Below are 19,386 nucleotides of genomic sequence, written 5' to 3' on the forward strand. Positions count from 1 at the left end.
AAGGGATCCGGCCCCGATAACCAAGGGGCTCTGACCCCTCAATACAGATCCGTCGGATCCACATCCAGCGACCAGCGCACCTTGCGGGCTTCCGGCAGCGCGTACAGCTGCGGTACCAGTTGCGAAAGCACGCCATGCAGGGGCGGTCGCTGCAGGGCCGACAGCAGCAGCTGCGTGCGCTGGTAGCCGGCGCGGCGTGGCATCGGTGCGGGCATCGGCCCGTAGGCCTCGACCACGTCCTGTTCGCCCAGCAGCTGCCGCGCGGCCAGCAGGAATGCATTGGCATGCTCCACCTGCTGCGCTTCAGCACGCACCAACGCCAGATGCGCGAATGGCGGGAACCCGGCCGCCTGGCGCTGGTTCAACTCGGCCTGCGCAAACGGGTGGTAGCCACCGCTGACCAGGGTTTCCAGCAGTGGATGCCCGGGGTGGTGGGTCTGCAGCCAGACCTCGCCGGGGTCACGTGCACGCCCGGCGCGACCGGCCACCTGGATCAGCTGCTGGGCGAGTTTCTCGCTGGCGCGGAAATCGGCCGAGAACAGCCCTTCGTCGATGCCCACCACCACCACCAGGGTCAGCTTGGGCAGGTCGTGGCCCTTGGCCAGGATCTGCGTGCCGACCAGGATACCGGGTTGGTCGCCCAGTTTTGCCAGCTGCTGTTCCAGCGCGTCGCGTCGCGAGGTGGTGCCGCGGTCGATGCGCACCACCGGGAAGTCGGCGAAGGCGGCGGTGAGGTGCTCTTCCAGGCGTTCGGTGCCGATGCCCTGCGGCTGCAACGCCAGGCTGCCGCAGGCCGGGCACGCCAGCGGTGCCGGCTGCCGCGCGCCGCAGTGGTGGCATTGCAGGCGCCGGCCTCCGCCATGCACGGTCATCGGCGCGTCGCAGCGCTGGCACGGCGCAGTCCAGCCGCAGTCATGGCACAGCAGCACCGGCGCGTAGCCGCGGCGGTTCTTGAACACCAGCACCTGCTGGCCACGCTGCAGGTGCTCGCCGATGCCGGCCAGCACATCGGCCGAGAGGCCGTCATGCAGCGGCCGCTTGCGTACATCGAGGATACGCACGCGCGGTGGCCGCGCATCGCCGGCACGCTGCTTCAGGCGCAGGTGGGTGTAGCGACCTGCATAGGCGTTGTGCAGGGTTTCCAGCGAGGGCGTGGCGCTGCCGAGCAGTACCGGAATGCCCAGCGCCTTGGCCCGGACCAGGGCGAAATCGCGCGCGTGGTAGCGGATGCCATCCTGCTGCTTGTAGCTGCCGTCGTGTTCCTCGTCGACGATCAGCAGGCCGGCCTGCGGCAACGGCGTGAACACCGCCGAGCGGGTGCCGACGATGACCCGCGCTTCGCCGCGAGAGGCCGCTGCCCAGACGCGCGCGCGCTCGTTGTCGTTCAAGCCCGAATGCAGCGCATGCACCGCAATGCCGAGGCGACCACGGAAGCGCGCCAGGGTCTGTGGGGTGAGGCCGATTTCCGGTACCAGCACCAGCGCCTGCCTGCCGTGCGCCAGGCAATGGATGATCGCCTGCAGGTAGACCTCGGTCTTGCCGCTGCCGGTCACGCCATCGAGCAGGAACGGCTGGAAGCCTTCGGCGGCGGTGATCGCGGCCACGGCGGCGGCCTGGTCCGGGTTGAGGGTAGGGCCCGGCAGCGGCTGCGCGTGTTGGGGCGCCACTGCCAGCGCGACGCGCTCGGCCAGGGCGCGCTTGGCCAGGCTGCGTGCGGCAGTGCGCCAATCCTCCATGCGTTCGCCCAGCACGTCTTCATCGACGATGGCGTCGGCCAGCAGTTCGGCCAATTGCCGCGGCCGGCTGCCGGCGCGCAGCGTCGCACGCTGGGCATGGCCCTCGGCTGTCAGCTGCCAGCCCCAATGGTGGGTGTCGGGGAGGGCCTCACCATGCCGCAGCGGACCGGGCAGGGCGGTGCTGACGACCTCGCCCAGCGGCGCGTGGGTGTAGCGCGCCAGCCATTGCAGGCTTTGCCACAGCTCGCCCTGCAGCAACGGCTGCGGGTCGCACCACGCCAGGGCCTGGCGCAGCCCCTGCCCGTCGTCCGTCTGGCCGTGGCCGGTCACGACACCGACCAGCTCCCGGTTGCCGAACGGCACTTTCAGGCGGCAGCCGACCGCAATCGCAGGGCCATCGCCTTCCGGTGGCAGGTAGTCGAACAGGCGCGGCAGCGGGACGGGCAGGGCGACCTGCAGGGTCGGAATCGGTGAAAGCATCGGGCCAGTGTACCGGGCCATGCGCGCGCGGATGGCAGCGGACGGGGCGACCGGACGGCGTCCGTTGAATCATAAATGTCACCTAAATATCGGTGTCCATTGGAGATTCAGTCTTATCCACATGTTCTGTGGATAACGTTGTGCGTTACCGGCCAGCGGACGCGCAGGAGGCCGATGGCGACGGCCTCACGCTCGGGTTGGTCAAAAAATCGCCACACGGCAAAAACAATCAAAATCAACAACTTATGTGTGAAACAAAGCTGAAACAGAGTGAATTCAGGCGGATGCCGCAGTTTTCCCCGAAACCCGCGTGGTGCTGTGCACAACCTGCAGCACGAAGTGCCGGTGGGCGCAAGTCCTACGGGCGTCGATTGCCTGCCGCTATCATGCCGGCAGACCTCTGGAGTGACCGATGACGGCTGTGCCCGCCCCTGTTTCCTCGACCGCGGCCGGCGCGCTGTCGGCGTTCCTGCGTGGCGTCGAGCGCCGCGCCCTGGTGGTGGCTGAACTGCAGTGCGGCGACGCCGCCCGTGCCGAGCAGACGCTGGTCGCGGTGATGCGCGCGTTCGCGGCCGTTGCCAGCGACCTGCCGATGGCGCAGTGGCCGACGCGCTTCTGGACCCTGCTGGGGCAACGCCAGGCACTGCGCGAGCCGGTGGGCGGGCAGTGGGCCGCGCCGTTGGCCGCGCTGGGCGGGATGGCGCCGCTGCCGCGCCTGGCGCTGCTGCTGCGGGTGGGCGGCAGCCTCGACGAGGGCATTGCCATGCGCGTGCTCGACCAGGACGAGGCCGGCTACCAGCACCTGCTGGCCGACGCGTGCCCGCGTGATGCCCATGGCCAGCCCGACGCCGCGGCCTGGCGCCAGCTGGCCGAGCAGGTGCAGGCGCGTATCCGTGAACTGCCGGCCACGCGCCTGCAGCAGCTCCAGCAGCCGGCCGCACCCGTCGCGCACAACGAGGCGCCGACGTCCAGCTGGCGCGCTCCCCAGCGCGACGAGCGGGCCACCGCCCACGCCAACGCCAAGCGCCGTCGGGCGAGTGCCAAGCCGCGCTGGCGCGGTCCGCTGATCCTGCTGGCGACCGTGGCAGTGCTGCTGGCCGCGGCGCTGGGGTGGCGCTACCTGCAGGGGCATTCCATCGGCAGTGATGCGCCGCTGCCGGAGGGCGTCGTGGGCGAAGCCGGTCCAGTGACCGTGGAAGCGCTGCCGCCGAGCAAGGTCAATGCCACGCCGGACGCGACCCAGGCCCAAGCCCATGACGACGCAGCGATGCTGGCCGATCGTGACTACCCGCTGGTCGCCGATGCCGACCTGTATGCGTGGACCGCCGCCGGCGGCCCGCTGCCGGTGGACGAATCGCAGTCCAGGCCAAGCCGGCCGGAGCCGGCCAGTGCCGCGCTGGAAACCGCTGCCGCCGATGAATAAGTCCATGTTCGCCAGCCTGCTGCTGGCCCTGCCGCTGTCCCTGTCCGCCGCACCGCAGTCGTTGAGCGTGCCGTTGCCGCCACCGGTCCCGGGCAGTTCGCCGGCCACGCCGGCGTCGGCCGCTGCCACTCCAGCCCCTGCGGAGTTCGCCCAGCTGGATGCGCAGCAGCAGCGCCAGCGTCGCGCCGACTACGCCGCCTGGCGCGCATTGCCGGAAGCCGAACGCGAGCGCATCCGCCAGGCCGACGCGCGCTTCAATGCGCTGCCGGCCGATCAACAGCAGCGCATGCGCCAGCAGTTCCAGGCACAGGACCAGGCGTTCCGCGACGGGTGGCGACTGGGCCCGCAGCTGGGCCTGGAGTTCCCCAAGCTGCACGGACTGTTCGGATTCGTGCCGCCGGAGCAACGCGAGTCGGCGCTGGCCGTGCTGCGCCAACTCAGCCCGGCGCAGCTGGCCCAGCTGACCCTGGTCGCGCAGCGCACGCCGCCGCAGGAACGCGATGCGGTACGCAGCGCCTTCCTCGCGGTACCCGCCGCCGAACGCGACAGCTGGCTCAAGCGCCAGGCCGGCCAGTAGAAAAAGGGGACGGAGGGGATTAAGTCGTATCAGGCCAGTCAGTGCCGAATGCGACTTAATCCCCTCCGTCCCCTTTTTGCTTGGGGCAGCCGCAACCTCGCATTCACGCCATGTCATGGGAATGCACGCGCTGCCCGCGTAAGATGGGCGCCCGCAACCCGGTGCCTGTGCCCTTCGCGCGCAACCGCAGTTCGCGTCAAGCACCTTATGTCTACTGCAACCTCCACGCCGCGCTTCAGCAAGGAAGTCGGCGCCACCGGTCTGCTCGCCCTGCCGCTCGTGCTGGGCCATGTGTCCACCGGTCTGATCTCCTTCGTCGACAACGTGATTGCCGGCCACCACGCCACGGCCACCCTTGCCGCAGTCACCATCGGTACGGCGCTGCTGTGGCTGCCGATGCTGATTCCGATCGGCACCCTGATCTCGCTCACCGCCTCGGTGTCGCAGCTGCACGGCGCCGGCCGCGAGCGCGAGATCGGCCCGCTGTTCCGCCAGGCACTGTGGCTGGCGCTGGGGCTGGGGCTGATCATGTTCACCTTCCTCACCGTGGTGCCACCGCTGCTGCCGTCGTTCGGCATCGCGCCGGACATCGTGCCGGGGGCGACCGCGTTCCTGCACGCGGTGCGCTGGGGCGGGCCCGCGCTGACCCTGTACTTCTGCATGCGTTACCTGAGCGAAGGCATGCACTGGACGTTGCCGACCATGCTGCTCGGCTTCGGCGGCCTGCTGGTGCTGGCGCCGATGGGCTACGTGCTGGCCAATGGCAAGCTCGGTTTCCCGGAACTGGGTGCGGAAGGCCTGGGCATCGCTTCGGCGGTGATGATGTGGCTGCAGGCCACCGCGTTTGCCCTGTACCTGTGGCGCACCAAGCGCTTTGCCCACCTGCAGCTGTTCTCGCATTTCGAAGGGCCGCGCTGGAAGGCGATCTGGGAGCTGCTGCGCACCGGCCTGCCGATCGGCATCACCGTGCTGATGGAAGGTGGCTTGTTCATCGTCACCGCGTTGCTGATCGGTCGCCTGGGTGCCAATGAAGCGGCGGCGCACCAGATCGCGATCAACGTCGCGCAGCTGTGCTTCATGATTCCGATGGGCGTGGCCGAGGCCACCACCGTGCGCGTCGGCCATGCGGTCGGCCGTGGCGATGGCTTCGGCGTGCGACGCGCGGCCTGGGCCGGTTACGCGATCATCATGGGCACGCAGACGCTGTCGGCGGCGGTGCTGCTGTTCGGCCACGACGCCATCGTCGGCGTGTACACCAACGACCTGGCGGTGGCCGGGCTGGCCTCGACCCTGCTGCTGTACGCGGCCACCTTCCAGTTCCCGGACGGCATCCAGGTACTGTCGGCCGGTGCGCTGCGCGGCCTGAAGGACACCCGCGTGCCGATGTTCATCGCCATGTTCGCGTACTGGGGCCTGGGCATGCCGCTCGGCGCCGGGCTCGGCCTGGGGCTGGGCATGGGCCCGCAGGGCATGTGGATCGGCCTGATCGTCGGCCTGACTGCCGCTGCCATCCTGATGGGCTGGCGCCTGCGCCGCAGCAGCCTGCGCATCGGCCAGTCGATGCTGTCCTGATCGTCCCGCCCGCCTGCCCACCCATGGCGGGCGATCCCCTGACTTGTGTCCGATGCCGCATCACGCGGCAACGGCTATGCTGGTACCACGGCAAGAAGCCATCCGGAGCGTTCCATGAATCAACCCGTGCCCCCGCTGCCCCCGGCGCGTCGCAATCCCGTCGCCAGTTTCTTCATCGGGCTGTGGGACGTCATGAACTTCACCCGCCGGTTGATCCTCAACCTGGTGTTCTTCGGCCTGCTGTTCCTGCTGCTGGTGATGTTCGTCATCGCCGCCGGCATGGGCGCCGGTGCCAGCAAGTCGCTGCAGGACCGCACCACGCTGGTGATCGCGCCGGAGGGCCGCCTGGTCGAGCAGTTCAGCGCCGATCCGGTCAGCCGCGCGCTGGCCAAGGCGGTGGGTGACAACGGTGCCGAAGAGATCCAGCTGCGCGACCTGCTGCGGGTGATCGAGTCGGCCAAGGAAGACAAGAAGATCGAGCGCGTGGTGCTGGAACTGGACAAGCTGCAGCCGTCCGGCTTCGCCTCGCTGCGTGAGGTGGCCGCCGCGCTGCAGGACCTGCGCGCGTCCGGCAAGCAGCTGGTGGCCTACAGCGAGAGCATGGGCCAGTCGCAGTACCTGCTGGCCGCGCAGGCCGACGAGGTCTACCTGGACCCGATGGGCTCGGTCGTGCTCGAGGGCCTCGGCCGCTACCGCCAGTATTTCCGCACCGGCCTGCAGGACAAGCTGGGCGTGGACGTACACCTGTTCAAGGTGGGCGAGTACAAGTCCGCAGCCGAGCCGTACGTGCTCGACGCGGCGTCACCGGCCTCCAAGGAAGCCGACCTGTTCTGGATGAACGACGTCTGGCAGCGTTACCTGGGCGACATCGCCAAGGCCCGCCGCCTGGATCCGGCACAGCTGGCCGCCGGCATCGACACGCTGCCGGAAGGCATTGCCGCCGCCGGTGGCGACCTGGCCAAGTTCGCGCTGCAGCAGAAGCTGGTGACCGCGCTGAAGACCCGCGAGGAATTCGAGGATCTGATGATCGAGCGCGGCGTCGCCGACGACGATGCCGACGGCGGTTTCCGCAACGTCGACTTCGGCCGTTACCTGGCCCTGCTCGACGCCCGTCGCAACCCGGTGGACTCGCGTCCGCAGGTGGCGGTGGTGGTGGCGTCCGGCGAGATCAGCGGTGGTGACCTGCCGGCCGGCCGCATCGGTGGCGAGTCGACCTCGGCGCTGCTGCGTGCCGCGCGTGACGACGAGAACGTGAAGTCGGTGGTGCTGCGCGTGGATTCGCCCGGTGGTGAAGTGTTCGCCTCCGAGCAGATCCGTCGTGAAGTGGTGGCCCTGCAGGCCGCTGGCAAGCCGGTGGTGGTGTCGATGGGCGACCTGGCCGCCTCCGGTGGCTACTGGATCAGCATGAACGCCGATCGCATCTATGCCGATCCGTCGACCATCACCGGTTCGATCGGCATCTTCGGCATGGTGCCGAACTTCAGCCGCGCGCTGGACAAGATCGGCGTGCACACCGACGGTGTCGGCACCACCCGTTTCGCCGGGGCTTTCGACGTTACCCGGCCGATGGACCCGGCGGTGGGCCAGGTCATCCAGACGGTGATCAACAAGGGCTACGCCGACTTCACCGGCCGTGTCGCCGACGCCCGCAAGAAGCCGGTCGAGGCGGTGGACGAGGTCGCCCGCGGCCGCGTGTGGAGCGGTGCACAGGCCAAGGAACGCGGCCTGGTCGATGCGTTTGGCGGGCTGAAGGATGCCGTGGCCGACGCGGCCAGCCGCGCCAAGCTCGGCAAGGCCGATGCCTATCGCGTGCGCTACATCGAGAAGGCGGCCACGCCGTTCGCGCAGTTCGTCAGCGGGTTCGCCGGCAGCCGGGCCGGTGCGTGGATGCTGGCCGATTCGGGCGTGGCGCGGATGATGCTGGCCCGCACGATGCCGGACGTGGATACGCAGCTGCGCTTCGTCGAGAACGCCGCCCGCGAGAAGGGCAACGGTGCACCGGTGAAGGCGCTGGCGTACTGCTTCTGCGGGTTCTGATCGGCAGCAGTAGTGAATGAAAACGCCCGGCGCAGGCCGGGCGTTTTTCGTTGATGGGGCCGGACCCCTCTGCAGCGCATAGGGCTCTGACCCGACAGGTCACTGCGTCGCGTCAGCCTCGGCCTTGCGCTCGCTCGCAGCGGCGTCATCGACAGTCTTCTGCACGCCCTTGGCGCGGTCCAGCGGCTGCTGGATCGCGCGTGCCATGGCCTGCGGTTCCGGCGGCTTCTCCGGGTTCGGCGTGGGCGGACGCTGGCAGGCCGACAGCAGCACGGTGGCCAGCAGGGATGTGGACAGGATCAGGATGCGCATGGCGGCACTCCGTGATGGGCGTGCGCGCAGTGTCGCATCTACCGCAGGCGGCTGCCGTGAGCGCGTATCCTTGTGGCATCGGAACACAGTGGGCCCGGCCCCGGAGGACACATGACCCAGCAACGGTGGCGCCTGGACGGCCAGACCGCCCTGATCACCGGCGCCAGTGCCGGCATCGGCCTGGCCATCGCGCATGAACTGGCCGGGTTCGGTGCCGACCTGATGATCGTCGGCCGCGATATCGACATGCTGGAGACCGCGCGCGACGAGTTGCTGGACGTATATCCGCAGATGCAGGTCCACGCGCTGGCCGCCGATGTCTCCGATGACGAAGACCGCCGGCAGATCCTGGACTGGGTGGAAGACCACAGCGATGGCCTGCACATCCTGGTCAACAACGCCGGTGGCAACGTCACCAAGGCGGCCACGGAGTATTCCGAGGACGAATGGCGCCAGATCTTCGAGACCAACCTGTTCTCGGCCTTCGAGCTGTCGCGCTACGCGCACCCGCTGCTGGCCCGGCACGCGTCGTCGTCGATCGTCAATGTCGGCAGCGTTTCCGGCCTGACCCATGTGCGCAGTGGCGTGGTCTACGGCATGAGCAAGGCGGCGATGCACCAGATGACCCGCAACCTGGCCGTCGAATGGGCCGAGGACGGCATCCGGGTCAACGCGGTGGCGCCCTGGTACATCCGCACCCGGCGCACCTCCGGCCCGTTGTCGGACCCGGACTACTACGAGGAAGTGATCAACCGTACGCCGATGCGCCGTATCGGCGAGCCGGAGGAAGTGGCCGCCGCCGTCGGCTTCCTGTGCCTGCCGGCGGCCAGCTACGTCACCGGCGAGTGCATCGCAGTGGATGGCGGCTTCCTGCGCTACGGGTTCTGATCTTCCGGTGGTCGTGCCGGCCGCTGGCCGGCAACTGCAATCATCTGAAAATCCTGCGATTGCCGGCCAGCGGCCGGCACGACCGGATGGTTGTCACCCCGGCACCGGGCAGTTGCTGGCCTCCAGCACGCCCTGCAGTCGTTCGCGCTCGCCGCGCGCCGTGTCGCGGTTTTCCGGCGAGGCGAACCGCTCACGCCCCCGCGCATCGCGGAAGCGTTGCTGCCAACTGCTGCAGCGCTGCGCTTCCGGCAGCGCCTCGCAGCGGTCGCGCACCACCTCGCAGCCGGCGGCGTTGACCGGCGTGGCGCCGCCCAGGCCCTGTACGGTCATCAGTTCGCAGCGTCCGGGGGCGGCTTCGTACTCGTGCAGGTAGCCGCCGCCCTGGCTGTCGGTGCACTGGAAGATCGGTGGCAGCGGCGGCTTCGGCGGCGCATGGCTGTCTGGCGCGGCATCGGCCTGGCGCGGCAGCGCTGCACTGTCGAGTATCAGATCGCCGCCTTCGCGTTCGACCATGCCGGCTTCCATGATCGTGCGCCCTTCACCGGGGCGGCGAGGCGCGGGTGCGGGAACGGATGGCGCAGTGGCCGCGGCCGGTTCGGGCGCGGCCGGCACGGGTGCCGCTGAGGCCGGCGCCGGCGGAGCACTGGCCGGCACCCGCACCACCTGCTGCTTGCTGCCGGTCGGGCAGGGCGTGCGTTGCAGGGTGGGCACATCGCTGCTGCTGGAGGTGCAGCGGTAGATCACCCCGTCGTCGGCCAACGCGTTGCCGGCGAACAGGCCCAGGGCCAGCCAGATCGGATTCTTCATGCGCACAGCGTACATGCCCCGGCAGGCATCGCGCTCAGCGTTCGCAGTCCCGCGACAGGCGCGCGTCGATGCCACGTTGTTCGTTGCTGATGTCCGTGCGCTCGCTCTGCAGCGCGCTGTTGTAGCGGCGATCCAGTTCCCAGCGGCGGTCACGCAGGCGCGCGCAGACTTCCTGCGGCGGCAGCGCATGGCAGCTGTCACGGACCAGCACGCTGCCGGCCGGCACCTGCACGCCGACGCCCACCGCAGGCGGCCGGTAGCCGGCGCCTTCACCGATCGGCGCACCGACCGGCGAGCCGAAGCCCGGGCGTGGACCGGGATGGACCGCGCCGTGGTGCCCGTGCGGGAGCCACACGCTGGTCCACAATGGGACCCAGCGCGGATTGCCCTCGTTGCTGTCGCTGGTGTAGCGGCGACCGTCGTCGCTCACGCACTCGTACAACGGCTGTGGCGGCTGGATGTAGACGTGGCGGACTTCGCGATCGCGCATCACCGGAGCCTCGCTGGGCGCTGCGGGAGGGGCGTCACTGCGCACCACCCGCGGCGCGGGATCACGGGGCCGCTGCAGGTCGCGGACTTCCTGCCGGCCGCTGCTGCACGGCCTGTCCTGCAGGGCGACGGCGCCATTGCTGGCGACACAGCGGTACACGCGCACGTCCTCGGCGGCCAGTGCGGTCGATGACAGCAGCAGGCACAGGCCCAGGGCGGTGCGCGGCAGGTTCATGGCGGCAGGGTGCGCGATTGTGCGCGGCAGTGCAATCGCCCGCTCAGGAGCGCAGCACGTTGCCGCTGAGCGCGTCGCGGATGGGGGTCGGCTGGGCCAGGCCGCCGGTTTCGCCGTCGAGCAGGCCATCGAGCAGGCGCAGCAGGCGCGGATCAAGTTCGGCACGGCTGCGGGCCGGCGGCTCTCCGGCCAGGTTGGCGCTGGTGGAGACCAGAGGACCGCCCCAGGCGCGGCACAGTGCAACCACCAGCGGGTGGGCACTGATGCGCACGGCGATGCCGCTGTGCTCACCGGTGACCCAGGGCTTGGCGCGCGGACCGGTCGGCAGGATCCAGGTGTTGGCCCCCGGCCAGCTGGCCAGGACCGCGCGCTGGCGGGCGTCGGGCAGTGCCTGCAGGCGCACCCAGCCCTCCAGCTGCGACAGGTCGGCGGCCACCAGGATCATGCCCTTCTCGATCGGGCGCTGCTTCAGCCGCAGCACCATGTGCACCGCCGCCTCATGCGAGGGGTCGCAGCCCAGGCCCCAGACCGCTTCGGTCGGATAGGCGATCACGCCACCGGCGCGGAGCGTGGCGACAGCGGAGTCCAGGGTGAGTTCTTTCATGGCGGCGACCGGCCCGACGTGGGCCTTCATTATCCTCCTGCGGCGTGCAGAAGGGGTGGACCCTGGCACCCGGTAGTGCCGGCCGCTGGCCGGCGTCTGATGCTTCTGGGGTTGCCGGCCAGCGGCCGGCACTACCCCTCATCCACGCATGGCGTGACACAGCATCCACGCATGGCGTGGGGTTACTTCGCGGCCTTCTTGACCGCCTTCTTGACGGCCTTCTTCGCCGGCGCCTTCTTTGCGGCCGCCTTCTTTACTGCCTTCTTGGCCGCGGCCTTCTTCGGCGCCGCTTCCTTCTTCACCGCCGCCTTCTTGGCCGGCGCCTTCTTCGCAGCGGCCTTCTTGGCACCGAAGCCCTTGCGCACCGGCTTGCCGGTTTCTTCCATCAGCTGCTGCACTTCGGCCAGGGTCAGCGATGCCGGCTCGCGATCCTTGGGGATCTTGCCGTTCATCCTGCCGTCGCTGATGTACGGGCCGAAGCGGCCGTTCAGCACCTGGATGTCGCTGCCTTCGAACTCCTTGATGATCCGGTTGCGCGCGATCTCTTCCTTCTCTTCGATCAGGAATACGGCGCGGGCCAGGTCGATGGTGTACGGGTCATCTTCCTTCTTCAGCGAGGCGTAGGTGCTGCCGCGCTTGGCGAACGGACCGAAGCGGCCGATGCCGACGCTGACCGGCTCGCCGTTGTCCTCGCCCAGCGCACGCGGCATCAGGAACAGTTCCAGCGCGTCTTCCAGCGAGATGGTGTGCATCGACTGGCCCGGGCGCAGCGAGGCGAACTTGGGCTTTTCCTCGGCGTCCTCCGCCGTGCTGCCGATGGCCGCATAGGGCCCGAAGCGGCCCAGCCGCACGCTGACCGGCTTGCCGGTCTTCGGGTCGGTGCCGAGCTCGCGCGCGCCACTGGCCTCGGCGCGGTCCACCGATTCCTTCTTGTCTTCCACCAGCTCCTTGAACGGCTCCCAGAAGCGGGCCATCAGCGGGATCCACTCTTCTTCGCCACGCGAGACGGCGTCGAGTTCGTCTTCAAGCTTGGCGGTGAAGTCGTAGTCCACGTACTGGGTGAAGTGGCTGGACAGGAACTTGGACACCGCGCGGCCGACGTCGGACGGACGGAAGCTGCGGCCTTCCATTTCCACGTACTTGCGGAACAGCAGGGTCTGGATGATCGACGCGTAGGTCGACGGACGGCCGATGCCGTACTCTTCCAGCGCCTTCACCAGCGCCGCTTCGGTGTAGCGCGGCGGCGGCTGGGTGAAATGCTGCTCGGCCTGGATGCGTTCCAGCGGCACGCGGTCACCGGGCTTCATCGCCGGCAGCTTGCGGCCCTCGTCCTCGTCCTCGGCGCTCTTGCTGTCCTTGCCTTCCTCGTACACGGCCAGGAAACCGGGCACCACCACCGTGGTGCCGCTGGCACGGAACACGTGCTCGCTGCCAGCGGACAGGTCGACGCTGACGGTATTGAGCGTGGCCGGGATCATCTGGCAGGCGACGGCGCGCTTCCAGATCAGTTCGTACAGGCGGCGCTCGTCGTCGGTCAGGAAGCGCGCCACCTGGGCCGGGGTGCGCAGGGCCGATGTCGGGCGCACCGCTTCGTGCGCTTCCTGGGCGTTCTTCGACTTGGTCTGGTAGGTGTTGGGCTGGTCCGGCAGCGAGGCGATACCGTAATCACGGGCGATCACGTCGCGGATTTCAGCCAGCGCGTCCTGCGACAGGTTCACCGAGTCGGTACGCATGTACGAGATCAGGCCGACGGTGCCTTCGTCACCGATCGCCACGCCTTCGTACAGCTTCTGCGCCACCTGCATGGTCTTGCGGGTGGTGAAACCGAGCTTGCGCGAAGCTTCCTGCTGCAGGGTGGAAGTGGTGAACGGCGGCGCCGGGCGGCGCTTGCGCTCCTTGCTGGCCACGTCGGTGACATGCAGCGAGCCCTGCGCGGCCTGCTGGATGCGCAGGCGGGCGGCTTCGGCGGTATCGCCGTCGGTGATGGTGAACTGCTCGAATTTCTGCCCGTCCAGCTTGACCAGCTTGGCGTTGAAGTGCTGCGACGGGTGGGCGCACTCGGCGGCGATCGACCAGTATTCGCGGGCGATGAACGCTTCGATCTCTTCCTCGCGCTCGACGATCATGCGCAGCGCCGGGCTCTGCACGCGGCCGGCGGACAGGCCGCGCTGGACCTTGCGCCACAGGACCGGCGACAGGTTGAAACCGACCAGGTAGTCCAGCGCGCGGCGCGCCTGCTGGGCATCGACCAGGTCGCTGGCGATCGCGCGCGGCTGGCTGATCGCTTCCTTGATCGCGCGCGGGGTGATCTCGGTGAACACCACGCGCTGCATCGGCTTGTCCTTGACCAGCCCGCGTTCCTTCAGGATCTCGGCGATATGCCAGCTGATCGCTTCACCCTCGCGATCCGGGTCGGTCGCCAGCAGGATGTCGTCGGCGCCCTTGGCGGCCTTGGCAATGGCATCGACATGCTTTTCATTCTTGTCGATCACGTCGTAGTGCATGGCGAACCCGTTGTCCGGGTCGACCGCGCCTTCCTTCGGAATCAGGTCACGCACATGCCCATACGAGGCCAGGACGGTGTAGTCCTTGCCGAGGTATTTGTTGATCGTCTTGGCCTTGGCCGGCGATTCAACGATGAGCAGGTGCTTGGGCATGGCAGCAGTGTCTGTGGGGCGAGCCGCAGGGGAGGGGCCGCTAGGGTGGAGCAAACGGCCGCATTAGTGAAGCGGCCACGGACAAATCAATACGCTGAACGCCCGGTAGTGTGCCGGGCGTTCAGGTTTCACCTTATTAGAGGAATCACGCCCGGCCAGCCGCTGTCAAGCAGCCAGGCGTGAGGATGGCCGTTCAGGAGGCCATCTTGGCGATGAAGCCGACCGCGGCGACCAGCAGCGCCAGGCCCGCAAGCATCAGCAGGCCGGTCAGCACCAGGATCACGATGGTGACCGTGCCCAGCTCGCGGCGCTGCAGGTGCGGCTGGTCGGTGTAGGCCCAGCGGTCGACCACCAGGGTGTCGCAGATCATGTCGTGCAGGCCCTGCTTGCGCTCGGTGAAGGCTGCCATCAGGAAGCCGATGCCGAGGGTGAAGCTGCTCAGCAGCATGGCCCAGTAGCGACCGAAGGCGCGGCCTCTGGTCAGGCGTTCGCCGTTGCTGCGCACGACCTTGATGCCGACCGCCATCTTGCCCAGCGTGGCGCCGCCCTGCGAGGAATGGAACCAGGTGTAGTAGGCCACGCCGATCACCAGGTTGATCAGGGCGCTGGCCAGCTGCGCGACGATCTCGATGGAGCTTTCGCCGCTGCCCACCGCGCCCATGCTGGCGCCGAGCACCACGCCGATGATGGCGCCGATGATGCCGCCCGGCACGGCCAGCACGAAGTAGTCGATCATGTAGGCCGCCACCCGCTTCCAGAAGCCGGCGTAGACCACTTCCCCGCCCACCACCGGCTGCGGGCCACCGGCAGCGGCGGTGCCCGGGGCGCTGTAGGGCGAGCTGCTGAGCGCGCCGGTGCCCGGCAGCGGTGCAGTGCCGTTGTCGATGGCGGCGTAGTCGCCGCGCAGGTCGAAGCCGCCACTGGCGGTGGCCGTGCTGGCGTCGGCGAGCGTCTGCAGGCCGAGCTCATCGACCACCTGGCGCAAGGCCGCCCACTGGGCCATGCCTTCGCGCCAGACCAGGGTGTCCAGGTTCAGTTGGCCGCGCTGGAAGCGCTGGCGGATCTCCTGGACCGGCAGCGGGCCCTGGCGTTGCTGTCCTTCGGCGTAGTACCACTCAGTCATTGCATGTTCCCTGTTGGGTCGTCCTTGGAGGTGCAGCCGTGCGCGGGGTTCAGCCGCGGCACGACGGCGGCAGGTACTTGTCGTCGCTCTCGCCGCTGCATTGCCAGCGGCCGCTGTCGCGATCGTATTCCAGCCACAGCAGGTCGCCATCGAGGCTCTTGCCGGGCACGGCCAGCGTGGCTTCGATGCCACAGTGGCCATTGTTGAAGCGGCCGATGTTCACCGCCGACAGGCCGGCCTGGGTGAAGTCGCCCGGGGCCGGGAAACCGGCATCGTTGGCACCCGGGCAGCGGCCTTCATCATCGGCGAAATGCTGCACCTGGTCCTTCAGTGGCTGCAGGGCATTGACCGCGGTGGCGACCTTGGCGCGCACGGTGTAGTCGTTGTAGGCAGGCAGTGCGATAGCCGCGAGGATGGCCACGATCGGCACCAGTACCAGCAGCAGCCCGCCGCCGATGATCGCGGTCAGGGCGCAGCCGGAAAGCTTCTTTTTCGGCGGCGGCAGGACGCCGGCCGGGGCCGGGGTGGCATAGGGCGTGGACGGCGGCAGCACCGGCGGCTGCGGCGGCGGGGGTACGGCCGGTTCAGGCTCGGGCTCGGGCTCGGCGACCGGTGCGGCCACGTCCAGCGCCGGCACGATCAGGCCCAGCTCATCGACCACGGTGCGCAACGGCTGCCATTGCGGCAGGCCGTCACGCCAGACCAATGTGTCCAGGGAGATCTGGTTGCTGCGGAACAGCTCGACCAACTGTTCCGCCGGCAGCGGGCCTTGCTGCCGGTTGCCTTCTGCATGGAACCACTCGCTCACGGGGACGCTCCTGAATGCGCTATGCCCCCAAGTGTACGGTCAGTGCAGGGGTTCTGGCTCGTCCATGAACATCTGCGTTTCCATCCAGGCATAGGCCGCTTCGGAGCCGGGCTGGTTGAACAGCACCATCAGCACGACCCACTTCAGGTCGTCCAGGTCCAGTTCGTCCTGGTCCAGGGCCATTGCCCGGTCCAGTACCAGCTCGCGCTGGTCCGCATCGAGGATGCCGTGCTGCTCCAGGTACAGCAGGAAGCCACGGCATTCCACGTCCAGCTTGTCCAGCTCGGGACCATGGTAGATGCGCACGGGACCATCGACCCGCGCCTGGGCCACGCTCGGCCGCTGCGCGGCCAGGGCATCGAGCCAGTCGAACGCCTTGTTGATCTCGGTGGGGCTGAAACCGGCCTGGATCAGGCCGTTCTGGAGCGAATCGCGGTCACGGATCAGGTCCGCATCTTCGCTGAAATAGTGTTCAAACAGGTACAGCAGTACATCCAGGATGCTCTCTTTCATTGCCCCTCGGCCTGCGTCGCGCGACGCTGTGGAGGTGAAGAAACTAGGGAGTTCGACAGTAGCGGCCGTGTACGCACACCACGATTCCCGCCAGTTCCATGGCCAGCAGCATGGAGGACACCTGTGACGCCGTCAATCCACAACGCGTGATCAGTGAATCCATACCGCTTGGGTTGTGGTCCAGCGCCCGCCACAAGCACTGGTAGTCAGGGTCGTCGGCCCAGCGCGCCGGCAGGAGCGCCGGCGGTGCCTGTTCAGTGGGGGTGGCCAGGCGCGATTGCAAGCCCGGCAGCTGCTGGCGGAGGGCGGGCGCCAGCAGTTCCAGGACGTCCTCGGGGCGCTCGACCAGCGCGGCGCCTTCACGGATCAGGCGGTGGCAGCCCGCCGCGCGCGGGTTCAGCACCGATCCGGGCAGTGCGCAGACCTCGCGGCCTGCCTCGGCGGCCAGCCGCGCGGTGATCAGCGCACCCGAGCGCTGGGCGGCCTCGACCACCACGGTCACCAGCGCCAGCCCGGCCACCAGCCGGTTGCGTGCAGGGAAGTGGCCGGGGCGGGCGGCCGTGCCGGGCAGGTATTCGCTGAGCACCGCGCCTTCGGCGGCGATGCGCGCCTGCAGCCGGGCGTGGCTGTCCGGATAGGCGCGGTCAGGGCCGGTGCCGATCACCGCCACGGTGCAGCCACCGGCGTCCAGCGTGGCCTGGTGCGCGGCCGCATCGATGCCTGCGGCCAGGCCACTGGTCACGGCCAGGCCGGCCTCGACGAAACAGCCCGCAAAACGCGCGGCCAGTGCGCGCCCGCCCGGGGTGGGGGAACGGCTGCCGACCAGCGCCACCGAGGGGCGCCAGGCCAGGCAGGGATCACCGGCGACGAACAGCGCCAGCGGCGGGTTGGGCACCTCCAGCAGCGATGGCGGAAAGGCCGGATCGGTGCAGGGCAGCAGGTCATGGTTGTCCTGTTCCAGCCAGCGCAGGGTGGCTGCCCAGGCCCGGCGGTCAGGACGTTCCAGTGCGGCGCATTGCTCCGGCGTGCAGCCGTGCGCGCGCCAGTTCGCGCTGCCCTGCGCGATGGCGGCCTGTGCATCGCCCGCGGCCTGCAGCAGGGCCCGTCGTGGCGCCAGTGCGCCTCCCGCCATCAACAGGCGCAGCAGCGCCTCATATGCATGCGTGGTCATCCCCTACTATCGGCCGGATACAACGAAGGCGCCCTAGGGCGCCTTCGCATGTGACCGTCAGGGTTTGCCGGAGCGCCCTGCAGGGTCGACTGTCAGTCGAGCATCGCGCACAGCGCGGGCGTTCTCGAGCATCTGGACGAAAAGCAACCGACTCTACTTTGCGTCCGGGTGCAGCGCGTTGTAACCCACCTGCACCGGCTTCACGCCCTGCATCACCAGCGCATAGCTGACGTTGTCGAAGGTACGGAACACCATCGCATGCGCGGCATATTCGTCCGGCAGCGAGACCCGGCCGGCGCCGGTGCTGAGCGAATCGTCCATGCGCGAGGAGGTCGGGTACTTCATGCGGTGCGCCACATGGCGGCCCGGGCGCCACAGCGAGAACACGGTGCCGTTGTCCACGCCCTGGGCCCGGCCGGCCGAGATCGCGATCACGTCGCGCGGGCCACCGGCGTTGAACATGTCGGTGACGGCCAGCACGCGCACGTCCACGCCCTCGACGCCGGCAGCGGGCACGTGGGGCACGAACTGCAGGTCGTACGGCCGCGCCTCGATCGGCACCAGGCGGTCGCCGGCGCGCACTTCGCGGCCGCCGACGTTCTTGTCCAGCACCAGCGTGGAGGCCTCGACCTGGCCGCCGGCGATCCGGGTGATGGTGCCGGTGGCGACCTGGGCCAGCTCGTAGCCGAGCACGCCACGGCGCGCGTTGGGCGCGTTGTAGGCCTTCCACAGGTTGCCGCTGCCCGGGGTGACGTCGCCATTGGCGGTCAGGTCCTCGGTCGGCTTGGGCTGGGCGTAGCGCACGGTCGGGCGTACCACGGCCCAGCGCTGGCCCACCTGGGCATCGGCCAGGCGCACGTAGACGGTGTCACCGCCCGCAGCGCGCAGGCGGCTGTCCTCCAGCCCGACCACGTAGGGCAGCTGCTTGACGCTGTCGACGACGCTCAGCTGCTTCAGGAACGGCTCGACCTGGGCCAGCGGAATGGCGTCGATCGGGGCCTCCTGGCGCGGACCGGCCTGGGACACGGTCACCCGGTCCAGGTAGGCCAGGCTCAGCACGTCACCGGGATAGATCAGGTGCGGGTTGGCGATCTGCGGATTGGCTTGCCAGATCTCCGGCCACAGCCAAGGCTTCTGCAGGAAACGCGCAGCGATATCCCACAACGTATCCCCTTTTCGGACCACATAGGTGTCCGGGTGCCCGCCATTCACTTCCACGGCGGTAGCATAGGCAGCCACGGTCAGCATCGCCGCGGCGACGACCGTACGAAAACGAAGCAACATAGGTGTGAAGCCCTGATTCCCCAACAGGTCCACGCACTATAGTCCAGAAACCGGGGCGCAAGGCAAGCGTTGGAGCTAGAATCTGCGACGTATGCCGGCGTGCCGGCCCCCTACCCGGAAACAGCCATGGCCCTTCTCCCCATTCTCGAGTTCCCCGATCCGCGCCTGCGTACCAAGGCTGCGTTGATCGAAGCCGCCGAAGTCACCACGCCGGCCTTCCAGGAACTGATCGACAACATGTTCCAGACCATGTACGACGCGCCCGGCATCGGCCTGGCCGCCACCCAGGTGGACGTGCACAAGCGCTTCATGGTCATCGACGTCAGCGAAGAAAAGAATGAACCGCATGTGTTCATCAACCCGGAAATCGTCGCCAAGGAAGGAGGCCGGGTGTACCAGGAAGGCTGCCTGTCGGTGCCGGGCATCTTCGCCGACGTGACCCGTGCCGACACCATCACCGTGAAGTACCTGGACCGCAACGGCCAGGAACAGCAGCTGGAGGCGGGTGAAGTCCTGGCGACGTGCATCCAGCACGAGATGGACCACCTGGACGGCAAGCTGTTCATCGACTATCTGTCGCCGCTCAAGCGCGAGATGGTGCGCAAGAAGCTGGCCAAGCAGCGCAAGCACGTGGCGTGATCGCCGATCCGGGCCGCCCTTCGGGTGGCCC

At 68.7% G+C, this 19,386-nt stretch carries 17 protein-coding genes; 6 read left to right on the forward strand and 11 right to left on the reverse strand.

Annotated elements, in window-relative coordinates; translation table 11 throughout:
- Positions 1-38 precede the first annotated feature (38 nt).
- Positions 39-2,216 (reverse strand): primosomal protein N', encoded by a 2,178-nt coding sequence (locus BLS66_RS14110; RefSeq protein ID WP_074726136.1) that lies wholly within the window; start codon positions 2,214-2,216, stop codon positions 39-41.
- 412 nt (positions 2,217-2,628) lie between these two features.
- Between BLS66_RS14110 and BLS66_RS14115 the strand changes: the two genes are divergently transcribed.
- The 4 genes from BLS66_RS14115 to sppA all read left to right on the forward strand — a co-directional run bounded on the left by BLS66_RS14115 (position 2,629) and on the right by sppA (position 7,825).
- Positions 2,629-3,639, forward strand: coding sequence for a hypothetical protein (locus tag BLS66_RS14115; RefSeq protein ID WP_074726137.1), 1,011 nt, complete (start codon positions 2,629-2,631; stop codon positions 3,637-3,639).
- On the forward strand, positions 3,632-4,216 hold the full coding sequence (locus BLS66_RS14120) for a DUF3106 domain-containing protein (RefSeq protein ID WP_074726138.1): 585 nt from the start codon (positions 3,632-3,634) through the stop codon (positions 4,214-4,216). The genes BLS66_RS14115 and BLS66_RS14120 overlap by 8 nt, the downstream gene beginning before the upstream one ends.
- A 207-nt stretch (positions 4,217-4,423) precedes the next feature.
- Complete coding sequence (locus BLS66_RS14125; protein WP_049470962.1) at positions 4,424-5,788, forward strand: MATE family efflux transporter; 1,365 nt, start codon at positions 4,424-4,426, stop codon at positions 5,786-5,788.
- 114 nt (positions 5,789-5,902) lie between these two features.
- Positions 5,903-7,825, forward strand: coding sequence for a signal peptide peptidase SppA (gene sppA, locus BLS66_RS14130; RefSeq protein ID WP_049470964.1), 1,923 nt, complete (start codon positions 5,903-5,905; stop codon positions 7,823-7,825).
- 99 nt (positions 7,826-7,924) lie between these two features.
- Here sppA and BLS66_RS14135 read toward each other — a convergent pair whose 3' ends face one another.
- Positions 7,925-8,137, reverse strand: coding sequence for a hypothetical protein (locus tag BLS66_RS14135; RefSeq protein ID WP_049470965.1), 213 nt, complete (start codon positions 8,135-8,137; stop codon positions 7,925-7,927).
- 111 nt (positions 8,138-8,248) lie between these two features.
- Between BLS66_RS14135 and BLS66_RS14140 the strand changes: the two genes are divergently transcribed.
- The gene (locus tag BLS66_RS14140; RefSeq protein ID WP_049470967.1) at positions 8,249-9,025 is read left to right on the forward strand and encodes an SDR family oxidoreductase; all 777 of its coding nucleotides are present in this window, start codon (positions 8,249-8,251) and stop codon (positions 9,023-9,025) included.
- A 93-nt stretch (positions 9,026-9,118) separates the two neighbouring features.
- On the opposite strand, the gene BLS66_RS14145 is transcribed toward BLS66_RS14140, so the two are convergent.
- From BLS66_RS14145 to BLS66_RS14185, 9 genes are all read right to left on the reverse strand, one after another.
- Positions 9,119-9,832 carry a hypothetical protein gene (locus BLS66_RS14145; RefSeq protein ID WP_049471039.1) on the reverse strand — a complete coding sequence of 238 codons (714 nt, stop codon included), beginning with the start codon at positions 9,830-9,832 and terminating at the stop codon, positions 9,119-9,121.
- A gap of 34 nt (positions 9,833-9,866) precedes the next feature.
- On the reverse strand, positions 9,867-10,556 hold the full coding sequence (locus BLS66_RS14150; RefSeq protein ID WP_074726139.1) for a DUF4124 domain-containing protein: 690 nt from the start codon (positions 10,554-10,556) through the stop codon (positions 9,867-9,869).
- A 43-nt stretch (positions 10,557-10,599) separates the two neighbouring features.
- Positions 10,600-11,190: an L-threonylcarbamoyladenylate synthase type 1 TsaC gene (gene tsaC, locus BLS66_RS14155; RefSeq protein WP_083348168.1), complete on the reverse strand. Its 591-nt coding sequence runs from the start codon at positions 11,188-11,190 to the stop codon at positions 10,600-10,602.
- Between the two features lie 152 nt (positions 11,191-11,342).
- Entirely contained in the window at positions 11,343-13,817 is a 2,475-nt protein-coding gene (locus BLS66_RS14160) for a DNA topoisomerase I (RefSeq protein WP_074726140.1), read from the reverse strand.
- A gap of 193 nt (positions 13,818-14,010) precedes the next feature.
- Entirely contained in the window at positions 14,011-14,940 is a 930-nt protein-coding gene (locus BLS66_RS14165; protein WP_049470972.1) for an RDD family protein, read from the reverse strand.
- A gap of 49 nt (positions 14,941-14,989) precedes the next feature.
- Entirely contained in the window at positions 14,990-15,748 is a 759-nt protein-coding gene (locus BLS66_RS14170; RefSeq protein WP_064239351.1) for a pilin, read from the reverse strand.
- Positions 15,749-15,787: 39 nt separating this feature from the next.
- Positions 15,788-16,261 (reverse strand): DUF494 family protein, encoded by a 474-nt coding sequence (locus BLS66_RS14175; protein WP_005419622.1) that lies wholly within the window; start codon positions 16,259-16,261, stop codon positions 15,788-15,790.
- A 43-nt stretch (positions 16,262-16,304) separates the two neighbouring features.
- Positions 16,305-17,432, reverse strand: a complete 1,128-nt coding sequence (gene dprA / locus BLS66_RS14180; RefSeq protein ID WP_074726141.1) for a DNA-processing protein DprA — start codon at positions 17,430-17,432, stop codon at positions 16,305-16,307.
- A gap of 153 nt (positions 17,433-17,585) precedes the next feature.
- Positions 17,586-18,716 (reverse strand): LysM peptidoglycan-binding domain-containing protein, encoded by a 1,131-nt coding sequence (locus BLS66_RS14185; protein WP_049470975.1) that lies wholly within the window; start codon positions 18,714-18,716, stop codon positions 17,586-17,588.
- Between the two features lie 126 nt (positions 18,717-18,842).
- On the opposite strand from BLS66_RS14185, the gene def reads away from it, so the two are divergent.
- Positions 18,843-19,355: a peptide deformylase gene (def, locus tag BLS66_RS14190; RefSeq protein ID WP_049470976.1), complete on the forward strand. Its 513-nt coding sequence runs from the start codon at positions 18,843-18,845 to the stop codon at positions 19,353-19,355.
- Positions 19,356-19,386: the final 31 nt, after the last annotated feature.

This window comes from Stenotrophomonas pavanii, from assembly GCF_900101175.1.
GTDB classification, from domain to species: domain Bacteria; phylum Pseudomonadota; class Gammaproteobacteria; order Xanthomonadales; family Xanthomonadaceae; genus Stenotrophomonas; species Stenotrophomonas pavanii.